This is a genomic window from Leucobacter komagatae (assembly GCF_006716085.1).
Lineage (GTDB): Bacteria > Actinomycetota > Actinomycetes > Actinomycetales > Microbacteriaceae > Leucobacter > Leucobacter komagatae.
In genome coordinates this window covers 2,056,235-2,076,489 of record NZ_VFON01000001.1, presented here as the reverse complement: position 1 = coordinate 2,076,489, position 20,255 = coordinate 2,056,235, and the positions used below count along the sequence as shown (strand labels likewise).

At 66.0% G+C, this 20,255-nt stretch carries 21 protein-coding genes; 16 read left to right on the top strand and 5 right to left on the bottom strand.

What is annotated here, in order from left to right; genetic code table 11:
• Window positions 1-25 precede the first annotated feature (25 nt).
• The 5 genes from FB468_RS09410 to FB468_RS09390 all read left to right on the top strand — a co-directional run bounded on the left by FB468_RS09410 (window position 26) and on the right by FB468_RS09390 (window position 5,204).
• A complete protein-coding gene (locus FB468_RS09410) occupies window positions 26-328 on the top strand; it encodes a Dabb family protein (RefSeq protein WP_141887120.1) in 303 nt (100 codons plus the stop codon).
• A gap of 34 nt (window positions 329-362) precedes the next feature.
• Window positions 363-1,529: a glycerate kinase gene (locus FB468_RS09405; RefSeq protein ID WP_141887119.1), complete on the top strand. Its 1,167-nt coding sequence runs from the start codon at window positions 363-365 to the stop codon at window positions 1,527-1,529.
• A gap of 231 nt (window positions 1,530-1,760) precedes the next feature.
• Window positions 1,761-3,698 (top strand): alpha/beta hydrolase, encoded by a 1,938-nt coding sequence (locus tag FB468_RS09400; protein ID WP_141887118.1) that lies wholly within the window; start codon window positions 1,761-1,763, stop codon window positions 3,696-3,698.
• A complete protein-coding gene (locus FB468_RS09395; protein ID WP_141887117.1) occupies window positions 3,698-4,444 on the top strand; it encodes a hypothetical protein in 747 nt (248 codons plus the stop codon). Before FB468_RS09400 ends, FB468_RS09395 begins: the two co-directional genes overlap by 1 nt.
• Window positions 4,445-4,592: 148 nt before the next feature.
• A complete protein-coding gene (locus FB468_RS09390; RefSeq protein ID WP_141887116.1) occupies window positions 4,593-5,204 on the top strand; it encodes a hypothetical protein in 612 nt (203 codons plus the stop codon).
• Window positions 5,205-5,267: 63 nt separating this feature from the next.
• Here the strand turns inward: FB468_RS09390 and FB468_RS09385 are convergent, their stop codons facing one another.
• Both FB468_RS09385 and FB468_RS09380 read right to left on the bottom strand, forming a co-directional pair.
• A complete protein-coding gene (locus FB468_RS09385; RefSeq protein ID WP_141887115.1) occupies window positions 5,268-6,578 on the bottom strand; it encodes a flavin-containing monooxygenase in 1,311 nt (436 codons plus the stop codon).
• A 232-nt stretch (window positions 6,579-6,810) separates the two neighbouring features.
• Entirely contained in the window at window positions 6,811-7,740 is a 930-nt protein-coding gene (locus FB468_RS09380; RefSeq protein ID WP_141887114.1) for a LysR substrate-binding domain-containing protein, read from the bottom strand.
• A 140-nt stretch (window positions 7,741-7,880) separates the two neighbouring features.
• On the opposite strand from FB468_RS09380, the gene FB468_RS09375 reads away from it, so the two are divergent.
• The 6 genes from FB468_RS09375 to FB468_RS09350 are packed head-to-tail and all read left to right on the top strand — an operon-like array spanning window position 7,881 to window position 13,939.
• On the top strand, window positions 7,881-8,312 hold the full coding sequence (locus FB468_RS09375) for a RidA family protein (RefSeq protein WP_246055829.1): 432 nt from the start codon (window positions 7,881-7,883) through the stop codon (window positions 8,310-8,312).
• Window positions 8,309-8,986 (top strand): DUF1028 domain-containing protein, encoded by a 678-nt coding sequence (locus FB468_RS09370; RefSeq protein WP_141887113.1) that lies wholly within the window; start codon window positions 8,309-8,311, stop codon window positions 8,984-8,986. Before FB468_RS09375 ends, FB468_RS09370 begins: the two co-directional genes overlap by 4 nt.
• Window positions 8,979-10,130, top strand: coding sequence for a M20 family metallopeptidase (locus FB468_RS09365; RefSeq protein ID WP_141887112.1), 1,152 nt, complete (start codon window positions 8,979-8,981; stop codon window positions 10,128-10,130). Before FB468_RS09370 ends, FB468_RS09365 begins: the two co-directional genes overlap by 8 nt.
• A gap of 27 nt (window positions 10,131-10,157) precedes the next feature.
• Window positions 10,158-11,648: an aldehyde dehydrogenase family protein gene (locus FB468_RS09360; RefSeq protein WP_141887111.1), complete on the top strand. Its 1,491-nt coding sequence runs from the start codon at window positions 10,158-10,160 to the stop codon at window positions 11,646-11,648.
• Between the two features lie 48 nt (window positions 11,649-11,696).
• Window positions 11,697-13,106, top strand: coding sequence for a purine-cytosine permease family protein (locus FB468_RS09355; protein WP_141887110.1), 1,410 nt, complete (start codon window positions 11,697-11,699; stop codon window positions 13,104-13,106).
• A 59-nt stretch (window positions 13,107-13,165) separates the two neighbouring features.
• Complete coding sequence (locus FB468_RS09350) at window positions 13,166-13,939, top strand: SDR family NAD(P)-dependent oxidoreductase (RefSeq protein ID WP_141887109.1); 774 nt, start codon at window positions 13,166-13,168, stop codon at window positions 13,937-13,939.
• Between the two features lie 76 nt (window positions 13,940-14,015).
• On the opposite strand, the gene FB468_RS09345 is transcribed toward FB468_RS09350, so the two are convergent.
• Window positions 14,016-14,519, bottom strand: a complete 504-nt coding sequence (locus FB468_RS09345; protein ID WP_141887108.1) for a VOC family protein — start codon at window positions 14,517-14,519, stop codon at window positions 14,016-14,018.
• Between the two features lie 76 nt (window positions 14,520-14,595).
• Here FB468_RS09345 and FB468_RS09340 point away from each other — a divergent pair, with 76 nt between their 5' ends.
• Window positions 14,596-15,417: a helix-turn-helix transcriptional regulator gene (locus FB468_RS09340; protein ID WP_246055828.1), complete on the top strand. Its 822-nt coding sequence runs from the start codon at window positions 14,596-14,598 to the stop codon at window positions 15,415-15,417.
• On the opposite strand, the gene FB468_RS09335 is transcribed toward FB468_RS09340, so the two are convergent.
• On the bottom strand, window positions 15,359-16,519 hold the full coding sequence (locus FB468_RS09335; RefSeq protein ID WP_141887107.1) for an FAD-dependent oxidoreductase: 1,161 nt from the start codon (window positions 16,517-16,519) through the stop codon (window positions 15,359-15,361). The genes FB468_RS09340 and FB468_RS09335 overlap by 59 nt on opposite strands.
• Window positions 16,503-17,132, bottom strand: coding sequence for a helix-turn-helix domain-containing protein (locus tag FB468_RS09330; RefSeq protein ID WP_141887106.1), 630 nt, complete (start codon window positions 17,130-17,132; stop codon window positions 16,503-16,505). The genes FB468_RS09335 and FB468_RS09330 overlap by 17 nt, the downstream gene beginning before the upstream one ends.
• Window positions 17,133-17,219: 87 nt before the next feature.
• Here FB468_RS09330 and FB468_RS09325 point away from each other — a divergent pair, with 87 nt between their 5' ends.
• The 4 genes from FB468_RS09325 to FB468_RS09310 all read left to right on the top strand — a co-directional run bounded on the left by FB468_RS09325 (window position 17,220) and on the right by FB468_RS09310 (window position 20,237).
• Window positions 17,220-18,191: an NAD(P)/FAD-dependent oxidoreductase gene (locus FB468_RS09325; protein WP_141887105.1), complete on the top strand. Its 972-nt coding sequence runs from the start codon at window positions 17,220-17,222 to the stop codon at window positions 18,189-18,191.
• Window positions 18,188-18,910: a class I SAM-dependent methyltransferase gene (locus tag FB468_RS09320; protein ID WP_141887104.1), complete on the top strand. Its 723-nt coding sequence runs from the start codon at window positions 18,188-18,190 to the stop codon at window positions 18,908-18,910. The genes FB468_RS09325 and FB468_RS09320 overlap by 4 nt, the downstream gene beginning before the upstream one ends.
• A gap of 101 nt (window positions 18,911-19,011) precedes the next feature.
• Window positions 19,012-19,593 carry a SipW-dependent-type signal peptide-containing protein gene (locus tag FB468_RS09315; RefSeq protein ID WP_141887103.1) on the top strand — a complete coding sequence of 194 codons (582 nt, stop codon included), beginning with the start codon at window positions 19,012-19,014 and terminating at the stop codon, window positions 19,591-19,593.
• Between the two features lie 5 nt (window positions 19,594-19,598).
• Window positions 19,599-20,237, top strand: a complete 639-nt coding sequence (locus FB468_RS09310) for a SipW-dependent-type signal peptide-containing protein (RefSeq protein WP_141887102.1) — start codon at window positions 19,599-19,601, stop codon at window positions 20,235-20,237.
• Window positions 20,238-20,255: the final 18 nt, after the last annotated feature.

Here is a 20,255-nt window from a genome sequence, read left to right as displayed (position 1 = left end):
CCCAGAAACACCTCAAGGAGCCCCCGTGACCGTACGCCATATCGTGAGCTGGAAGATGAACGGCGAGACCCCAGCGGACCGCGCCCGCCAGGCGGCCGAGATCGCCGACGCGCTGCGGCCACTGCCGCAGACTGTGCCCGGGATTCTCGCGCTTGATGTGCGCCTGAACGAGTTCAACGCCGAGGCGAACTGGGACCTCGTGCTGGTGAGCGACCATGAGGACCAGGCGGCACTCGATGTCTACGCGACGCACCCTGATCACCTCGCGGTCGTTGCGCTCGTGAAGGAGCGCTCCGCGGGCCGCGCCGGGGTCGACTTCGAGCTCTAACCGGCCGGCGTCTCCGGGCCGTAGGCTGAGACGCATGCACGGCACACAGCGCCCCGTCATCGTGGCCGCACCCGACTCGTTTAAAGGGAGCTGCTCTGCGGCCGAGGCTGCCGCGGCGATGCTTGATGGGGCCAGGGAGGTCTGGGGAGAGCGGGCCGAGTACCTTGCCATTCCGCTCGCCGACGGAGGTGAGGGGACGCTCGACGCGCTCACTGCCGCCTGGGGTGTCACCCCGCGGGAAGCGATCGCCCAAGACGCACTCGGTCGGCCGCGCGCGGCGCGCTACGGAATCGACGCAGACGGCGCGACGGCGATCATCGAGGCCGCGGAGGCGAACGGCCTTCCGTGGGTGAGTGATCAGCCGCTGCAACCGCTCACCGCCGACTCATTTGGCGTCGGTCAGCTCGCGCTCGAAGCGCTCTCGCGGGGCGCGGGGGAGATCTTGCTCACCGTCGGCGGCTCTGCGACGAGTGACGGCGGCACGGGCATGCTGCGCGCGCTCGGGGTTCGCTTCCTCGACGCGCTGGGCGCTGAGGTGCGGGAGGGCGCTGCCGGGCTCGCCGAGATCTCTACCATCGACACGTCCCGGCTTGACCCGCGCGCGCTCGCGGCGACCTGGCGGGTCGCGGTCGACGTCACCTCCCCGCTCTGCGGCCTAGCCGGGGCCGCCGCCGTGTATGGTCCGCAGAAGGGCGCCGGCAGCGCGGAGATCGCTGTCATCGACGCGGGCCTCGAGCGCCTGGCCACGCTCCTGGCGAACCGCAACGGGGTGCCGACCGCGAGCTACACGGAGCGGCCTGGTTTTGGGGCGGCTGGTGGGATCCCGCTCGCCGCGGTCGCGCTGCTCGGCGCGGAGACCATCGCTGGTGGGGATCTCATCTCGCGTGCGCTCGACCTTCCGCGCCGGCTCGCCAGTGCGAGCCTCGTGCTCACGGGGGAGGGGCGGCTCGACTCGCAGTCGCTCGGTGGCAAGGTCGTTGACCTCGTAGCGCGCACCCGGCCTGCGGGCGTGCCGCTCGTTGTGATTGCGGGAACCGTCGAGCTCACGGCGGCGGAGTGCCGCGCGGCGGGGATCACGGCCGCCTTCTCGATCGCGCCCGGTCCGAGCGATCTTGCTGAGCTCACCGCGCGGGCGGAGGATCGCGTTCGTGAGACGGCGGCGCACGCCGTGGCGCTCGCGGGTGACCTTCGCTCGGCGTGAGCGCCTCGATCGCCCGTAGGAGCGCGGCAGGGTCCGGGCGACGGCGCCGCGGCGCGCAGGTGCGACTGACCTGTGTGGAGAACGGTTTCATAAATCGTATGTTCGTTTGGTACCTTTGGTGAAACAGAGCCTGGACACCCCGTGGCTTTGAGCGCCGCCGCTCCGCCCGAGCGGGAGGGCGCGCCGTCAGGATCGAGGAGCCAGTGAGCATGGACGTCAGGAGCGTGTGGCTTGCCGATCAAGTTTGACGACGCGGTGGCCGACGGCGTGCTCACGGAGCTCGCCCGCTCGTCAGGCGCCCTCAGGGGGCAGTCCGCGACGAGAAGCTCAGCCGCGGAAATCGCAATGGTGAACTTCGCCGGGGCCTACTCGAGGGTGTTTGCGATCACCCGCAGGGTAGAGGTCGAAGACCGGTTGCGACTTGCGGGGGTGCTCGATGATCTCGCCACGACGATTCGAGACGCGAAGACCAAAGCAGAGGCCGAGCGTAGCCGGCTGAACGACCTGGCGGCCTGGCAGGTTCGCGAGGATCAGCGCGCGGTCGAACGGGCGGCGGACCCAACCGGTGCGGCACACGCGGGCTCGGCGGCTACCGACCCGAAGCCATCGGAGTATGCGATCGCCCCGCCAGAAATCGCGGGTGCGTTTGCGCCCGGGCGGCGTGACAGGTCGGCCCGCGGCGGGCCGAGCGGAGGGAGAAGCTCGGCGGATCCGTCGCGACTTCGCACATTCGTGTCTCGCTCGCGCACGCTCGACACAGGGCTCGAAGAGCATATTCCCGCACTGCAGAATGCCTGGGTGAGTTTCGTCGAGCACTGCTCGTGGCTCAGGTTTGGCACCATGTCGTTCGTGTCAGGCTTTCCCCGGATGGTGACGGAGAATGTGGCGGACGCCAAGTGGGTGGGGCGCATCGCCGATCAGTTTGCGCGTGCGGGAGGGGGAACCCTCAGCAACGCGCGGCTCGACCTGCTTGCTCGCTCGACGGTGCTCGACATCGCTGACAGCCCGAGGTTCAAGCAGCTGCTCAACGGCGACCTATCGCCTGAGGAGGCGGCAGAGTACTGGCACTCGCTCGGGCTCACTCCAGCAGACGTGCAGCTGCTGCCGCCCGCAGCGCTGCTCGCGCTCGCGAGCATGAGCGGGCTGCCCGCCTGGGCACAGGATGCGGCCTCGCGGGAGTTCTTGGACTACGCGATCGCCAACCCGAAGCTCGCCTACGAGCTCATGGGGTTCTCGGATCCGCTGGCCGCGGTGAACGCGCGACATCCCTCGCTCAACGGTGCTGCGGAGGCTCTTCCTGACGTCTCGTATGGCGACTTCGTCAGGCAGCTTGAGGCGATCAAGGGCGCGCTTACGGAAGCTGAGAAGGAAGCCGACCGTATGCCTGGCGCTCCAGCGGTGCAGTTACTTGGGCTAGGTAGTCACGACGGGGCTCTTGTTGCGGGTATCTCGCTCGGGGACCTTGACGCCGCATCGAATATCGGGGTGCTCGTCTCTGGGATGGGCTCAGGGGTGGGCGATATGTTCAATGGCAACAAGGCAGCGCAGGCGCTGTACAACGATGCAAAGCGAAAGAACGACTCAGCATCGTTTGCTGTCGTGAACTGGATCGGGTACCGCTCGCCGACGAAAGTCAGCCAGGTGCGCAGCCTGGAACACGCGGACTCGGGTGCACAAGAACTCACGTCGTTTCTCAACGGCCTGAGCGCGAGCCGCGGCGAATACGGTAGCCCGCCCACGCAGCTCGCCGTCTTCGGGCACTCCTACGGTTCCACCGTCGCGGTGCAGGCGCTGAAACAGACCAACTTCGACGTCGGCGCCGTCGTGACTCTCGGGTCGGCCGGGGTTGCAGACGGCACCACGGCGGGCCAGATCAACGCCACCCAAAAGTACGCGGTGCATGCAACCGGAGATAACCTCGCATGGATGGGAAAGGGTGGCGGGAAAGGCCTTGACCCCCGTGAGATTGACGGTTTCGAAGCGCTCAGCGCAGAGGCGTCGGTCGGCCCGGGTGGCGTGCTGTTGAAAGCCACGACGATGCACAGCCTTTACGCTGAGAAAGACTCCTGGCGCCCGTGGAACACAGACGGAACGGTTGGATACCTGTCGCAAGACTCCACTTCGCTCGGTGAATCTGGAACCGTCCTTGCAAGACCGGCGGAGAAGTGATGAGGAAGAAAGGATACTGGAAGCGAACCTTGGGGCGGGCATCGTCTCTCTTGCTCGTCGCGGTGTTCTCCCTTGGGATTGTCGGCTGTTCGGAAAGGGTGGCGATTATGAATGTTGAGGATTCAGCTGGGATGACTCGTGCTGAGGTTTCGGCGTTGTCTGCCGAGGAGCGCTTTGATCTTTACGGTGAGCGGTATGAGCGTGCCCGCGAGCTAATGACCGACGCGCAGTTGCAACTGTCGACGGGGTCTTGGAAGTGGCTGACGGGTGGGGTGGGAGGTCCGTGGAGTGGGCCTTCAGCTGCGTATCCGTTTCCAGGAGCTGACAGTCGGAATTCGTACTTCATTGATTTGACTCGCACTATTCACCCCGAAGGCGCGGTTGGAGCGCGTGAGGATGCGGTGCCGATGATCGAGTACTTCGAGTCGCAAGGGTGGGAGGCGTCGTTGATTGATGTTGAGGATCGGACGGGGTTGGGTCCGCACCGGTTTGAGGCTCGGGCGGTGACCGAGGATGGGTTCAGGATGGTCTATCAGGTGCAGGACAACGGTCAATACAACCTGTCGGTCATGAGCGGCTTGTTCTGGGCGGATCAGTCTGAGCTGTCGGATGATATCGATTACCGGATTCCGAAAGGTTCGTTCTTCCCTCCCGGGGAGGAATCAGTTCCTGGCGTGTACGTCGACTTCCCGAAGTGGAGTGACCCGAAGCTGAGGGGGCCGGACCAGGAGGGGAAGCGTGGCTGATCGAGAGCAAGCTGTATTCCCGAACTCCCGGAGGCCGCGACTCCTGCTCCCTCTTATGTTGGCGAGTGCTCTGTTGTTGCTCGGCACTGTTGGTTGTTCAGAAGGGATCAGTGGCCTCGCAAGCCTGGGGACGAAGGATTCGTCGGGGATGACTCGTGCTCAGGTTTTGGCGTTGTCTGCCGAGGAGCGCTTTGATCTTTACGGTGAGCGGTATGAGCGTGCCCGCGAGCTAATGACCGACGCGCAGTTGCAACTGTCGAGTGGTCCTTGGAAATGGCTCATAGGAGGAGCTGGTGGTCCTTTTGGTGGGCCTTCAGCTGCGTACCCGTTTCCTGGGGCTGACAGTCGGAATTCGTACTTCATTGATTTGACTCGCACTATTCACCCCGAAGGCGCGGTTGGAGCGCGTGAGGATGCGGTGCCGATGGTCGAGTATTTTGAGTCGCAGGGGTGGGAGGCTTCGCTGATTGATGTTGAGGATCAGACGGGGTTGGGGCCGCACCGGTTCGAAGCTCGGGCGGTGACTGAGGATGGGTTCAGGATGGTCTATCAGGTGCAGGACAACGGTCAGTACAACCTGTCGGTGCTGAGCGGCTTGTTCTGGGCAGACCGGTCAGAACTGATCCGCAGCATTAATCATCGGATTCCCCTGGATGAGTTCTTCCCTCCCGGGGAGGAATCAGTTCCTGGCGTGTACGTTGAGTTCCCGAAGTGGAGTGACCCTATGCTCTGGGGCCGAGGGCTCGAAGCCCAGCAGTGATCGCTCGCGCGGAGTGTGCGGGCGGTCACTGCTGGGCTCACAGTGGGCTGAAGTAGTCCGGGCCTAGGCGATCAGGCCAGACCGCTGCTCCTTCGGCACGAAGTTCCACGGCACACCGTCGCCGTCGTACCCGAGGTATGAACCTTGGATCTCGATCTGGTCGGCGAGATACTTCGCATCGTGCCAGACACCCCAGATGAAGGTGGATCCGCGGCTCGACTGCCATGGAAGACCGAGGAAGTAGACACCGGGCTCTGAAGAGACACCGCGCTGGTGGCGTGGGAGGCCCCGTTCGTCGAGCGCGTCGACCTGGAGCCAGGAATAGTCGCTCTTGAACCCCGTGGCCCACACGATCGATGTGATGCCGGCGTCAGCGATGTCGAGTTCCCGGATCGGGTCGACGGCGTCAGCGGGCAGCGGTCCGAGGACGTGGGCTTCCGGCTCCTCGGGAAGGTCGAGCCCGTTGCGAGTGATGTAGGCGTCCGCCGCCTCTAGCGTTGCCAGGTAGTTGCGGTCGCCGCGTTCAATGTTCGCGGCGAGGTCGCCGTCGAACGAGAGCGTTCCATTGGAGAAGCCGCTCGCGCGACCGACGAGCCTGATTCCGTCTGCCGCGAGATCGCGGAAATCGACGGTGTGCCCCCCGTCGGCACCGCTCACGGCGATGGTAACGTGCTCGGAACCCGCAGCCGGCGCGGCCGCCTGCCAGAGCCCGAGTGTGCCAAGCCACCAGACAAACGCGCGGCCGCGGTAGCGCTGCGGTGGCCGGTCGTGGGGTCCGACTGCCAGTGTGACGTCGCGGCCGGCGCGACGCAGCTCCGCGGCGATCTGTACACCGGAAGAGCCCGCGCCGACGACGAGAACGCCACCGGCAGGCAGCTGTTCTGGGTTGCGGTAGCTGCTCGAATGGATCTGGGTGAGGGGGGCGTCGTCAGGGACGAGGGGTGGGATCGCGGGGTTCTGGAACGCGCCGGTTGCCGCGACAACGTACCTCGAGGTGATGAAGCCGTCCGAGGTTGCCGCGGTGAATCCGGCCCCGTGTTCGTTGCGGCGCACCGAGGTCACGGTCACGCCAGTGCGAATGGGGGCGCAAAACGTCGCGGCGTAGGTTTCGAGGTAGTCTGCCACGCTGTCTTTGGGGGCGAACTCATCAGCCTCTACGCCGTCGAACGCCATGCTTGGGAACCGGTCGTGCCAGGCCGGGCCATTCGCAACGAGCGAGTCCCATCGAGCGGTGCGCCAGTTCTCGGCGACACGGTTCCGCTCAACAACGATGTGAGCGATTCCGCGCTGGGTGAGGTGCTCGCTCATGGCCACGCCGGCTTGGCCGCCGCCGACAACGAGGACCTCGGTGACCTCGGGTTCAGGGCTTGACATAGTTTCTCTCCGCTCGGGTAGATGTGTGGGGTGCGGAGCGCCCGGATCGGGGCGTAATCCCGTTCGGCTGCTCTCTGCCGGGTCGCGCGGACGGCGACCTTCGACGCACCTAGCAAATCGCAGGGATCCCGAGCGAAGCCAATACACATTCACGGAGCATTGAATCAAGAAAACAGATTCAACTACGTCCCATCATCGAAAAAACGCATGATTGGGCCGCTGTTTGGCAACATCACTGGATGGTTGCGCCCGCATCTTCGGCGAGCAAATCTGTGAGCGCTTGCTTCACGGCCTTTGCTCGCGCGGTCTGTTCGATCTGTGCGAGCGTCGCGATCGTGACGTCGAGGCCGCGCACGTCGCCACTGAGCTCGACGGTAGCAATGCGGTTGCCAGCGTAGGTCGCGTCAGTGCGAGGGCGCTGGTTGAGGATTGAGAACCCGAGCCCCATAGCGACGAACGACCGCACAGCCTCGTAGTTCTTCGTGCGGTAGCGGATCTCGGGGGCGACGCCCGCCGCTGCAAGCAGGCTGAGGAAATACTCGTTGCTGTCGGGCAGGTCGAGCAGCACAAACGGCTCGGCGCTGAGTTCTGCGAGTGAAACGGATGCGCGGCCGGCAAGCGGGTGCTCCGTGTGCAGAACCGCGTGCGGGGCCGCGTGCCCGACAACCTCCTGCGCCACGCCGTCGGCGCTGCTCAGCGCGTAGGTGATGGCAACCTCTGCCCGGCCACCTCGAAGGTCCGCGAGGTTTTGCTCGTAGTCACCCTCTCTGACGGAGACCGCGAGGCTCGGGTGGCGCTCCCTCAGGCGGTGTAGGAGGGGTGGGATCAGGAACGGGGTGAGCGTGTGGAAGCTCGCGATGGTGATTTCACCCGTGATGTCGTCACGATCTGCCTGGATCGTGTCGATCGTCTCCGACAGCATCCCGAAGAGACGTTGGGTATCGCGCAAGAGTGACTCCCCCGCAGGTGTGAGAATCAACCCTTTCGAGTGCTGCCGGATGAAGAGTGTTGCGCCCAGCGAGCGTTCGAGCTGGGCAACGGCCGTGGAGACGGCGGATTGGGCCACGTGGAGCTCCTGGCTCGCTGCCGTCATGTTCAGAGACTTCGCGCACGCCGCGAAATAGCTGAGCTGAGTGAGGGTGAGGGGAAAACGCTGCGCCATTGCGGGTCTCCTTGCTGCGTCGACGGGCTCGATCTGTTTTGCAGATACCCTATCTTTGTTTTGAGTATTTTACAGATACTCGGATTCTCTCGACAATTGGCTGGAGAACGAAGCACACCCCTACTCAACGAGGAGATCCTGTGACGGAACCCACGCACAAGCGCCTGCGGATGTTTAACACCAAAGAGACCTATCCGGAGCAGAATCTCGACAACGACCTCTGCCAAGCTGTGGTCGCAAACGGTGTGGTGTACCTCAGGGGGCAGATCGGGCAGGATCTCGAGACTCGAGAGTCCGTCGGCGTTGGCGACGTCGTCGCCCAGACTGAGCAGGCCATGTCGAACATAGACATGCTGCTTCGCGAGGCGGGCAGCAGTCTCGCTGACATCGTCAAGGTGACCGTCTACATCATCGACCCGCGCTACCGCGAAGACGTGTACCGCACCATGGGGAAGTGGCTCAAGGGCGTCTACCCGGTCTCGACAGGCATCGTCGTGCAGGCCCTCGCGCGCCCCGAGTGGCTCGTCGAGATCGACGCGACCGCCGTACTCTCTGAGGCGGACGCGGCGTGACGCTCTCACTGATCCTTCGCGACGCTGAGACTGGTGAGTTCGGCTCAGTCATCGCTTCGTCGTCTCCCGCGGTCGCAGCGCGCTGCGTCAACCTCGCCGACGGCGTGGGCGGCGCCCACTCGCAGAACGTGACCGACCCACGTCTCGGCCCGGCGCTGCTCGCTGAACTCCGCGCTGGCGCCAGTTCGCAGCAGGCACTCGACGCCGTCGTCTCGGCAGCAGACCCAGCAACCATCGACTTCCGGCAACTGCTCGTGCTCGACAGCGCGGGCCGGCCCGCAGTCTTTTCAGGGGGAAGGGCACTCGGTATTTTCGGCGCCGCCACCCGTGACAACGCGGTCGCCGGTGGCAACATGCTTGCCTCGCTGGAGGTGCTCGACGCGCTCGTCGACACTGCAGTGACGGCACAGGGACGGATCGAGGAGCGCCTGTTCGCCGCGCTTCAAGCCGCGCTCGCGGCTGGCGGCGAGGCGGGCCCGATTCATTCGGCAGGTCTCTCGGTCGTGAGTGATGCTGGATGGCGGGTGACCGACCTGCGCGTCGACTGGGACGACGCCCCGGTTGAGACGCTCGGCCGCATCTTGGCCGAGTGGCTGCCGCAGCGCGATGACTACACTCACCGCGGGCTCAACCCGGCCGTTGCGCCTTCGTACGGGGTGCCCGGTGATGAGTAACGCGCTGAAGGCAAAGATCGCCGCGGCTGTCGGAACCGTTGATAGAGAACTCATCGCGCTATCGAACCAGTTGCACGATGATCCCGAGCTCGGCTGGCAGGAGCACCGCTCGGCTGCAGCCGTCTCTGGCGTTCTCGAGGCCCACGGGTTTGAACTTGATCGTCGGTACCTTGGCCTTGAGACCGCGTTTCGTGCCGTGCGATTGCCGGAAAGCTCGGTGCGCTTTACCGTGGGCTTTCTCGCCGAGTACGACGCCCTTCCCGGGCTCGGGCACGCCTGTGGTCACAACCTCATCTCGGCGATGTCGGTTGGCGGGGCTATCGCGCTCGCCGCAGTGGCCGACGAACTCGGCATTGCGGTTGAGGTGATCGGCACTCCCGCGGAAGAGGGTGGGGGCGGCAAGATTGAGTTGCTGGAGCGCGGTGCATTCACCAACCTCAACCTTGCTCTGATGGCGCACCCAGCTCCGGTGGATGTTGCCGAGGCCGAGCCGTTCGCCGTGACACACTGGCACGTGCAGTACGACGGTCAGGCTGCACACGCGGCGGCCTACCCAGAGCGCGGCACGAACGCGAACGACGCCTTTCTTGTCGCGCAGCTCGCGATCGCATTGCTCAGACAGCAGCTCCCATCGAGCGTCCGGGTACACGGTGTGCAGACGTGTGGAGGGGAGGCCCCGAACGCGATCCCCGAGCGCACGGAGGGGCGGTGGTACGTACGTGCGGACACCACGGCCGAGCTCATCGCGCTTGAGGATCGCGTGCTGAAATGTTTTGAGGCTGGAGCGCTCGCGACAGGCGCGAAGCTCACCGTGACGCCCGAGAGCAAGCGTTACGCCGAGATGCGCACCGACGCCGAGGCGCTCGACTGGTACAGGAGAAATGCGCTCGCGCTCGGAAGAAGCTTTGACGCGAACCCCGCCGACGTCACCATGAATCGAGCATCGACCGACATGGGCAACGTCTCCCAAGTGGTGAATGCGATCCATCCATACATCGGGGTCGGCGGCACCGCGAGCAACCACCAGGCGGCCTTCGCCGACGCCTGCGTCGGCCAGGCAGCGGAGCGCACACTTCGGGATGGGGCGACAGCTCTTGCGTGGACCGCACTCGACGCGGCGCTATCCCGCACCCACACCAACTGACACCTTACGAAGAACAGGGAACCACTCATGACTCGCAGCTTTGCGGACTGGAAGACAGCCGCCGCGGCACTCACGTTCGACGGCCGCCCCTTCATCGACGGGACCCGCGTCGACGCACAATCGGGAGAAACGATCGTGAAACGTAACCCGGCGACGGGCGAGGTACTCTCACACGTGCACGCCTCTAACACGGACGATGTTGACCGTGCAGTCGCTTCTGCCCGCGCATCGTACGAAGCAGGGGTGTGGTCGCGCGCAGGCGCCGGGTTCAGGCGCGAACGCCTGCTCGAACTCGCACGCCTCATGGAGGAACGAGCGGACGACTTCGCGCTCTTCGACTCGCTAGAGATGGGGAAGCCGGTGCGAGAAGCCCGTGCCATCGATGCCCCCGGCTCAGCTGCGCTGTATCGCTTCTACGGGGAAGCGATCGAGAAGCTTGAGGATCTCGTGCCTGTCACCCCGCCCGGCTCAACGGCGCTCGTGACGCGAGAAGCACTCGGAGTCGTAGCGGTCATTGTGGCCTGGAACTACCCCCTCGAGATCGCAACGTGGAAGCTCGCACCCGCGCTCGCCGCAGGGAACTCGGTCGTCGTGAAGCCACCGGTCGAGGCCTCACACTCGACGCTGTTGCTCGCCGAGCTCGCGATCGAAGCAGGTATCCCCGCAGGCGTGCTCAACGTCGTTCCTGGCAGGGGATCGGTTGTCGGCACTGCCCTCGCGCTGCACGGCGACGTCGACATGCTCGCATTCACTGGGTCGACCGAGGTAGCCAAGCAGCTTCAGCAGTATGCCGGTCAGTCGAACATGAAACGCCTCGCGCTTGAAGCCGGTGGTAAGAGCTCGAACCTCGTGTTCGCTGACTGCGACGACCTCGAGCTCGCAGCTGAGAAGGCAGCGTTCGGCAGCTTCTATAACCAGGGTGAGGTGTGCTCCGCAAACTCACGCATCTTCGTCGAGCGGTCGGTCTACGACGCTTTCCTGGCGCTCTACGTCAAGGCGGCGAAGGCCTACGCGCCGGGCGACCCACTTGATCCAGAGTGCGGCACCGGGGCGCTGGTCTCAGAGTCCCATGCAGACAGCGTCTGGGCGACGATCGAGAACGCACGCCGCGATGGCAACATCGCCGCGGGCGGAGAACGCCCTGAGATCAACGGGTCCCGGGCGTTCATTACGCCGACAATTGTCACCGACGTCCCGGCTGACCACGAGGTGCATACCCGAGAGATCTTCGGCCCGGTCGCGGTTGTCACGCCGTTTGACTCCGAGGAAGAAGCAATCGCGCTCGCGAATGACACAGAGTACGGCCTTGCCGCCTCGCTCTGGACGGGCAGCCTGGCTCGGGCTCATCGGGTGTCGCAGCGTCTGGTTGCGGGGACAGTGTCGGTGAACACCGTCGACGCGCTCGGATTCACAACACCGTTCGGCGGTTTCAAGCAGTCGGGCTTCGGCCGCGACCTGTCGGTCCACGCCCTTGAGAACTACACAGACTACAAGACCACCTGGATGCAGTGGGGCTGAGGCGCCCCGTGATTCACACGCACCTTCCACCCTTCAAGGAGACACCCCATGAGTGACAAAACCCCAGAGTTGCGGTTTGTCGAGTTCATTCCCCACAAGGAACGACACGGCCATCCGGCAAGCCAGTTCCCGCTGTGGTTCAGCGTGAACATGATGCTGCTCACGACGCTCACCGGAGGCATCGGCGTGCTTGCCGGCCTCAACATGTTCTGGAGCGTCGTTGCTATCGTGATCGGCAACCTCGTCGGCGCGATGTTCGTGGCGGCGCACGCTGTGCAGGGCCCACGGCTTGGGATTCCGCAGATGATCCAGAGTCGCGCGCAGTTTGGCGTCTACGGTGCTGTGCTGCCGCTGATCGCCGTGTTCATCATGTACATCGGTTATTTCGCGAGCAACTCGGTGATCGCCGGTGACGCGATCGCGGCCGGTACACCGATCAACAAGACCTGGGGCATCGTCATCTCTGGCCTCATCATCCTCGTGATCACGTTCTACGGGCATGACCTCATCCACAAGATTGAGCGGTGGTTCGCGATTCTCCTCGCGATTGGCTTCATCGCCCTGACGATCGTGACGATGCAGCTCGGCTTGCCCGAGGGCGTGTGGAACGTTGGTGACTTCAACGGCAATGCGTTCCTGCTGCTCATCGGTGCGACCGCGACGTGGCAGCTGACGTTCGCCCCGTATGTTGCCGACTACTCGAGGTACCTGCCTGCGAACACGAAGGCGCGCCCGGTGTTTCTCTTCACCTACGGCGGGCTCGCCGTCAGCACGATTTGGCTCATGACCCTCGGCGCAGCGCTGACCACCATTTTCCCGACCTACGGTGATGCCCCGAGCGAGACGATTGCGAGCCTTTTCCCTGACGGGATGGCGCCGCTCATCTACCTCTTCATTGTGCTCGGCGTGATTGCGACGAACGTGTTCAACCTCTACGGGGCCTTTATGTCGCTCACGACGATTGTCGACACGTTCTCACGGGTCAAGGCGAAGCTCTCGGTTCGCGCGATCCTGCTGCTCGCGGTGTTTGTTATTGCGACAATCGTCGCGGTCGCAGCAAGCGACGACTTCATGACCTACTTCTCCAACCTGCTGCTCGTACTCGCCTACCTGCTCTTCCCGTGGACGACGATCAACCTTGTCGACTTCTACTTCGTGCGCAAGGGGCGCTACGTGGTGAAGGACATCTTCAACCCCGATGGGCAGTACGGGCGGTTCAACGCCCCAGCAATCGTGTCGTACGTCATCGCCATCATTGTGCAGGTCCCGTTCATGAGCACGGCGTTCTTCACGGGGCCGCTGTTCGAGGCACTCGGCGGAGTCGACATTGCGTGGATCATCGCGCTCACGCTCCCCGGAGTGATCTACTTCTTCCTGATGCGGCAGACTCGCCTCCGGGCCCACGAACTCGAGACCGACACGATCGACATCGAGGAAGCCATGGCAGCGCGTGAGTAACGTGCGTGCCATCTCAACAATTCATCGCAAACTAGCAACAAGAGAGAAATAGGTGCATCATGCAGGGCCTGAATGAAAAGGTTTACATCGTTACCGGCGGCGGGTCGGGGCTCGGCCGCGCTGCGTGCATTCGACTTGCCGCTGAGGGGTCGAAGCTTGGCGTGCTCGACCTCCGCCTGTCTGCAGCTGAAGCGGTCGCAGAAGAGATCAACGCGCAGTACCCCGGCGCTGCGCTGGCCATCGAGGGCGACGTCACGAATGCCGCTGCCGTCGAAGCTGCGGTTGCGTCGGCCGTCTCGCAATTCGGCGCACTGCACGGCATCGTGAACTGCGCTGGCATCGCGCTCGGCGAGGGCGGCGTTGTCGAGTGCAGCGAAGGCGCATGGGACAAGATGATGGATGTCAACGTGAAGAGCATCTTCCTCACCGGCAAGTACGGAATTCCCGAGATCCTGAAGGCTGGCGGTGGCTCGATCGTGAACATCGCTTCGGTGTTCGGCTTCGTCGTCAACAAGGACGAGTGCGCGTACGCTGCGTCGAAGGGTGCGGTCGTCAACCTCACCCGCCAGATGGCGTTGCAGCACGCAACCGACGGAATTCGCGTGAATGCGATCTGCCCCGCGGACGCTGACACCCCGCTCATCAGCGCGCTGCTCGGCAAGGAGGGCGACGAGCTCGTCGCCGCGAAGGCTGAGCTGGCCGAGCCGATTCCGATGGGCCACCTGACTCGCCCGGAGGACGTGGCGTCTGCGATCGCCTACCTGCTGTCGAGCGACTCGTCGTTCATCACCGGAGTCTCGCTTCCGGTCGACGGCGGTTTCCTCGTTCGTTAGAGCACGAAGCGAAGGCCGGGTCGTTGCCGTTGAGCGCCGACCCGGCCTTCGTGCGTTCACTCCGCTGCCGCAGCTCCTAAGCCCCGAACGACTCGCTCCACGCTCGCACCCTGGCGGCGCTCTCCTCGTCTGACAGGTCTTCGACCCGGGTCATGACCGACCAGCGAACCCCGAACGGGTCGCGGATACTCGCGAAGCGATCGCCCGACACGAAGTTCGTGAGCGGCTCGCGAAGCGTGGCCCCGGCGGCGAGGGCTCGCTCGACCACGGCGTCCGCGTCGCTGACGTACAGGCCAAGCGAGTAGCAGTCGTCATCGCCGGTTGGTGGGGCGACGAGCCGGTACTCGGGGGAGGGCTCGCCGAGCTGCAGGCGCCCGGCCTCGAAAGCGAGTTCGGCGTGCACGATGGCGCCGCCCATCTCGGTGACGTCGATCACCCGCGCGCCGAAGACGTCACGGTAGAACTCAATTGCCTCGCGGGCCCCCGGGATCGCGATGAACGGGGTCAGGCTGGTTGCGCCGTTGGGGCGGCCGTCAGTGGTGTGCTCGCCGTTCGCGGCGGGGAACTCGTTGGTGCTCATGCAGCAAGCGTAGGATCGCCGAGCCCTCGCCGGCTTGTACATTTGTGACAGGTGCCGTGCGAAAGGGGAGGGGCTGGTGGACATCGAGAACCGTAGGGGAGTGCTCTACCCCGAACGTCTCCCCGAGTTCCATCGGGTGCCAGCACCAGTCGAGGTGAGCGAGTGGGTCACCTGGTTCTGGGTTCCCGAGTGGCGGCTGCCAGACGGGGTAACCATCGCCCAGGAGATCCTGCCCTTTCCCGCATGCAACGTCGTCGTAGAGCCTGCCGCGGTGAGTCTCGTCGGGCCGCCGACGCGGCGTTCGAGCAGGGTGCTCGAAGGGGCTGGGTGGGCGGTGGGGGCGCTGCTCAGGCCGGCTGCGGTACCGGCGCTCGCGCCCGATCCTGCTCGGCTGCGTGACAGCGCGCTCGATCTCGCCGAGCCGGCACTGCTGAATGCCGTGACGGCCGCCATGACGGCGCCTGAGCAGCCGGGCGACGCGCGCCGGGGCGCGGCGGTCGCGGCGATGACGGAATGGCTTCGCGACACACTCCCGGAACCCGACGCCGACGGGCTGCTCGCGAACCGGCTCGCCGAGCTCCTCGCGAACCCCGCGATCACGCGCGTCGACGAGCTCGCGGCTGAGCTTCACACGTCGACGCGCACGCTGCAGCGGATTGCCGCGCGGTCGTTCGGGCTCTCATTGCACTCGATGATTCAGCGACGGCGACTCCAAGAAGCGGCAGAACAGCTGCGTGCGCACACGATAACCGAGACGGCTGAGGGCGTGGCCGCGGCGAACATCGCTGAGATCGCCGCGGCAACCGGCTACGCCGATCACGCGCACTTCACGCGCGACTTCAAAGCCGTGTTGGGGATGACCCCTCGGGAGTACCGATCCCGTGCGCGGGGAGCCTGAACTCCGCGGGCGGGAGCGCGGCCCCGGTCGCTGAGTCAGCGAGGATCCGGCCGACCGCGGGAGCGAACTTGTAGCCGTGGCCCGAAAAGCCGGCGGCGACGGTGAGCGGACCAACCGTGTCGAGCACGAATCGGCCTGACGCGGTCGAGGTGTAGGTGCAGCTCATCTCAACCCCGGTGTCGGGGTCGAGCCCCGGGAACCACTCGGAGACGTGCTCGCGCACCGCCGCCCGCACCTCGGGAGTGGGGGCGAAGGTGCGCTGGTCGGGGTCGACGACGTGGCCCACAGCGTGCAGGCCGACCTTGACGCCCTCGCCCGGGCTCGGCATGCCGTACACATTGCCGCCGCGCTCATCGAGCTGATCGGGCGTGAACATGTGGTTGAACGACGGCCAGACGTGCGCCGGGTCGCGCGGCGCAAAGTGCGCGGGGTGCTCCTCTGTGACGGTGAGCTCTGGCAGGTCGATGACGCCTTCGAGCAGCGGCTTCGACCAGGCGCCGGCGGCGACGATCGCGCTGCCCGCCTCGACGGTGCGCAGGGCGCCGTCGGCCCCCTCAACCTCGACGCGCACCCGCTCTGCCGACGCGTCGATGCCGCGCACGCGCGCCCGCCGCTCAATCGTCGCACCCGCGCTCACCGCGGCGGCCTCGAGCGCGTCGAGCGCGCGAGCGGCGTACCCGATGCCGGCCTGCCTGCCGAGCAGCACGGGGCCCGCGAACCGCATGCCTGCCCAGCGCGCCGTGGCCTCCGCCGGTGTGAGCAGCGCGACGTCGGCGCCGCGGGCGACAAGCGCCTCGTGCGCCGCGAGCACGACGGCCTCGTCGCCCTGGGTCACGAGCCCGTGCAGGCCGAGGAGCGGCTCGGGAGCCCCAGCTTCAAGCTCGCGCCAGAGCGCGAAGGCCTCGTCGAAGAGGTCGAGATAGAACCCCTCGTGGTACGCATTGTTGATGTTGCGCGTCGAGCCGTGCGAGGCGCCGCGCGAGTGGTGCGGGTCGAACTGCTCGATGAGATGGACGCGCTCGCCGCGCTTGGCGAGCTGCCAGGCCGCGGAGAGCCCCATGATGCCGCCGCCGACGATGATGTGGTCAGTCTGTGTGCCCATGCTCCGAGCGTATCTCGCCTTCGGGCTGGCCGTCTGACAGCTGCTCGGCTGACGCCAGCCCGTCTGAGGGCGAGTGCACGTGCACGCGCTCGCCCGCCGCGTTAAAGATGCTGATGACCTCGGCCGGGCCGGGCCCCGCCGCGCGCATGCGGTGCGGCACGATCGTGTCGAACTCCGCCGCCTCGCCGGGTAGTAGCGTGAGCTGCTGCTCGCCGAGCTCGAGGCTGAGTCGCCCCGAGAGCACGTAGAGCCACTCGTGGCCGTCGTGCACCTGTGGTTCGCGCACCGGGGCATCGGGCCTGTACGTGATCTTGAATGCGCGAACGGCTGACTCGGTCTTCGTGAGCGGGGCGATCGTCATGCCGCCCCTGGTGACCGGGGTACGGTGCACGCGCGGGTCTCGGTGTCGAGGGGCGAGGAGGTCGTCGACCCTGATCCCGAGCTGCCTCGTGAGCGGCAGCAGCAGTTCGAGGCTCGCCTGGCGCTTCCCCGACTCCAGGCGTGACAGCGTCGACACCGACATACCCGCCCGGCCCGCGAGGTCTTCCAGGGTCCAGTCGCGTGCCTGACGCGCGGCGCGAAGACGCGGGCCGAGTTGTTCGAGTTCTTCCACGGTTACCTCCCCGTCGTGAGGTGAAGCGGCTTGCTAATTTTGCAAGTCTGATTGCCATTATCGCACGTGATGCTGAACCATGGACGCATGGAAACCACACACTTCGACGCAATCGTCATCGGCGGAGGCGCCGCAGGCCTGAGCGCCGCACAGGCCCTCGGGCGCTCGCTCCGCCGCACCCTCGTCATCGACGCGGGTGAGCCGCGCAACCGCTTCGCGGGGCACATGCACAACGTCCTCGGCCTCGACGGCACGCCCCCGCTCGAATTGCTCGAGCGGGGGCGTGAGGAGGCACGCGCCTACGGCGTCGAGTTTCTGAGCGCGAGCGTCCGCGCCGTGCGCGAAAGCGGGAACGGGCTTGCGGTCGAGGCGACGCCTCATGGCGCCGGCGGCCCAACCACCCGCACCACCCTCACCGCCCGCGCCCTCATCGTGGCGACGGGCGTGACAGACCGACTGCCTGAGATCGCCGGCGTTGCCGAGCGCTGGGGCAGCTCGATCCTGCACTGCCCCTACTGCCACGGGTGGGAGGTGCGTGGCGGCCGACTCGGCGTGCTCGCGACCTCGCCAGCCTCGCTGCACCAGGTGAAGCTCATCAGGCAGTGGAGCGACGACGTCACCGTATTCTCGGCAGGGCTCGGGGAGCTCGACCCCGAGACCGAACGTGCACTCGTGGCCCGCGGCATGCGCGTCGAACGCGACCCGGTTGCCGCCGTAGGCACCGCCGCCACGGGCGAAATGCTCGTCACGACCGAGGGCGGCGCGTCACACAGCATCGACGCGATCTTCACCGCGAGCAGCCTGCAACCGCACGACGGCTTTCTGTCTGAGCTGGGCCTCGCGCGCACCGACTCGCCCGTCGGGAGCTTCATTGCCGTCGACATGATGGGCCGCACGAGCCACCCGCGCGTCTGGGCGGCAGGCAATGTCGTTGCGCCAATGGCTACCGTGCCGATGGCGATGGGCGCGGGGGCCGGGGCGGGCGGAGCCGCGAACTGGGCCCTCGTCGAAGAAGATTTCGCGCTCGCTATCGAAGCTTCGGAATCGGGGAACGCATGAGCGGGCACGAGCAGGATCCCGTCACCTTTTGGGAGGAACGCTACGGCGGGGAAGACCGCGTCTGGTCGGGGAAGGTCAACGCCTCGCTCGCCGCGGTCGTAGCCGAGCACGTCGGAGCGGCAACATCAGGATCGGCGGGGCCGGGACGTTCCCTCGACCTCGGCTGCGGCGAGGGCGGTGACGTGCTCTGGCTTGCCGAGCGCGGATGGGACGCGGCGGGAATCGACATCTCTTCGACGGCCGTTGCGCGCGCCCAGGAGGAGGCACAGGCCCGTGGGCTTCAAGCCCGGTTCGCCGCCGAAGATCTCGCCGAGTGGGCCGTGCGCGTGCTGGCTGCCGGTGGCGGCGCCGCTGCTGACCAGTTCGACCTCGTCACCGCGAGCTTTCTCCAGTCTCCCGTGCATCTGCCTCGCACCAACGTGCTGCGCGCCGCCGCGCTGAGCGTCGCGCCCGGCGGCCACCTCGTCGTGATCTCGCACGGGGCGCCGCCCGTTCGAGATGGGCAGGGGCCCGTCGTGCAACACGGACCGGGGCCTGACCACGAGGGGCACGCCCCGCACTCGTTCCCGACTCCAGAGAGCGAGCTCGATGATCTCGGCCTTGGTGCACCCAGCTGGGAAGTCGTGGTTGCGGAGACCCGAATCCGTGATGCGCTGACCGGCCGAGGCGAACGTGTGCTGAACAGCGACACGGTTATTGTCGCGAGACGTCTGACCTGAGCGATCCAAGGCTGACCCTATTGGAATTCAATTGATTGACGTAGCATGTGCCCAATCCATCATGGGGATGGCTGATTGATTGATACAAGGGAGTATTGCTCATGGTTGCTGTACACAATGAAGATTCTGTCCAATCACGACGCGGCTGGACGAAAGCACGCGCACTGCTCGCAGGCGGCCTTGTGCTCGGGGTCGGCGCGGCTGTCACGCTCGCCGCGTGGACCGACAACGAGTGGGTACGTGGCGTCTTTGGCACCGGAACGTTTGGCATCGAAGGCTCGACGGACGGGTCGGCGTTCAGCGACAACCCGACCTCTGGTGACCCCGCACAGCTGAGCTTTGCGGTCGGGGCAGACAACCTCGCGCCGGGGTCGGAGGTGTACGCCGGCTACGCGGTACGCCTCTCTCCGGGCTCGACCTACCAGGCTGACGTGACCGTCGCGCAGGACGTGAGCGACGCGATACCCGGCACCACCGCGAGCTACGTGTACACGACGAGCACGACCTGCGACGCTAGCGTCTTCGGGGCGGGCACCAACGCAAACGGGGCCACGTTCGAGCTCACGTCGCTCGCCGCACCGGCGTTCCTGTGCTTCCGGGTGGTCGCGGACGACACGCTTGCGCAGGGCGCAGACGGCTCGATCACCTGGACGTTCAGCGCTGAGTCTGGCGCGACACTCTAGCGATCATGGCTCTGCGAGACGGCCGGCGGTCGCATCGGAGAGGTCGAGACACGACCGGCACATTCACCAAGGTGCGTGCGCTCCTTGCGGGCGCCCTCGTCCTGGGGGTGGGTGGGAGCATGACGCTCGCGGCCTGGACCGACACCGAGACCGCCCAGGGCACCTTTGCCGCAAGCAAATTCGGGATCCAGGGGTCTACGGATGCGGCTGCGTTCGCCGACCATCCGGCATCCGCCCCCGCGGCGCTTTCCTTCGCGATGTCGCCGACTGCGATGTCGCCGGGCACGACAACGTACGCCCGGTTCGTCGTGCGAACGACCGCCGACACGACCGTGCCCGGCAGCGTCGCCCTCAGCGGCGCGACGGTCACCGGAACCGGGCTCGGTGCGTACCTAAAGTACGGGGTGCGCACCGTTCCCGCCGGGAGCCAGTGCACGTCGGCCACGTACGCAGCCGGGACGGTCGTCGTGGCAGCTGACAGCGCGCTCTCGACAGCAGCTGGCAACGCGCAGGCGCTCGCGGCGGCCGCGGGCGCACCAGTGACCTACTGCTTCGCGGTGACCCTGCCCGACGGCACCCCCAACGCGGCCCAGGGATTGACCGCGACCGCAACCTGGACATTCACGGGAACCTCGTCGAGCTAGCCGACGAGGCGGGTCGCG

Bases quoted from the DNA above. Each gene is read 5' to 3' on its own strand.
- FB468_RS09355 (WP_141887110.1), top strand. From the start codon at position 11,697: ATGAGTGACAAAACCCCAGAGTTGCGGTTTGTCGAGTTCATTCCCCAC.
- FB468_RS09320 (WP_141887104.1), top strand. From the start codon at position 18,188: ATGAGCGGGCACGAGCAGGATCCCGTCACCTTTTGGGAGGAACGCTAC.
- FB468_RS09315 (WP_141887103.1), top strand. From the start codon at position 19,012: ATGGTTGCTGTACACAATGAAGATTCTGTCCAATCACGACGCGGCTGG.
- FB468_RS09380 (WP_141887114.1), bottom strand. From the start codon at position 7,740: ATGGCGCAGCGTTTTCCCCTCACCCTCACTCAGCTCAGCTATTTCGCG.
- FB468_RS09365 (WP_141887112.1), top strand. From the start codon at position 8,979: ATGAGTAACGCGCTGAAGGCAAAGATCGCCGCGGCTGTCGGAACCGTT.
- FB468_RS09350 (WP_141887109.1), top strand. From the start codon at position 13,166: ATGCAGGGCCTGAATGAAAAGGTTTACATCGTTACCGGCGGCGGGTCG.
- FB468_RS09395 (WP_141887117.1), top strand. From the start codon at position 3,698: ATGAGGAAGAAAGGATACTGGAAGCGAACCTTGGGGCGGGCATCGTCT.
- FB468_RS09310 (WP_141887102.1), top strand. From the start codon at position 19,599: ATGGCTCTGCGAGACGGCCGGCGGTCGCATCGGAGAGGTCGAGACACG.
- FB468_RS09345 (WP_141887108.1), bottom strand. From the start codon at position 14,519: ATGAGCACCAACGAGTTCCCCGCCGCGAACGGCGAGCACACCACTGAC.
- FB468_RS09390 (WP_141887116.1), top strand. From the start codon at position 4,593: ATGACTCGTGCTCAGGTTTTGGCGTTGTCTGCCGAGGAGCGCTTTGAT.
- FB468_RS09405 (WP_141887119.1), top strand. From the start codon at position 363: ATGCACGGCACACAGCGCCCCGTCATCGTGGCCGCACCCGACTCGTTT.
- FB468_RS09325 (WP_141887105.1), top strand. From the start codon at position 17,220: ATGGAAACCACACACTTCGACGCAATCGTCATCGGCGGAGGCGCCGCA.
- FB468_RS09335 (WP_141887107.1), bottom strand. From the start codon at position 16,519: ATGGGCACACAGACTGACCACATCATCGTCGGCGGCGGCATCATGGGG.
- FB468_RS09385 (WP_141887115.1), bottom strand. From the start codon at position 6,578: ATGTCAAGCCCTGAACCCGAGGTCACCGAGGTCCTCGTTGTCGGCGGC.
- FB468_RS09360 (WP_141887111.1), top strand. From the start codon at position 10,158: ATGACTCGCAGCTTTGCGGACTGGAAGACAGCCGCCGCGGCACTCACG.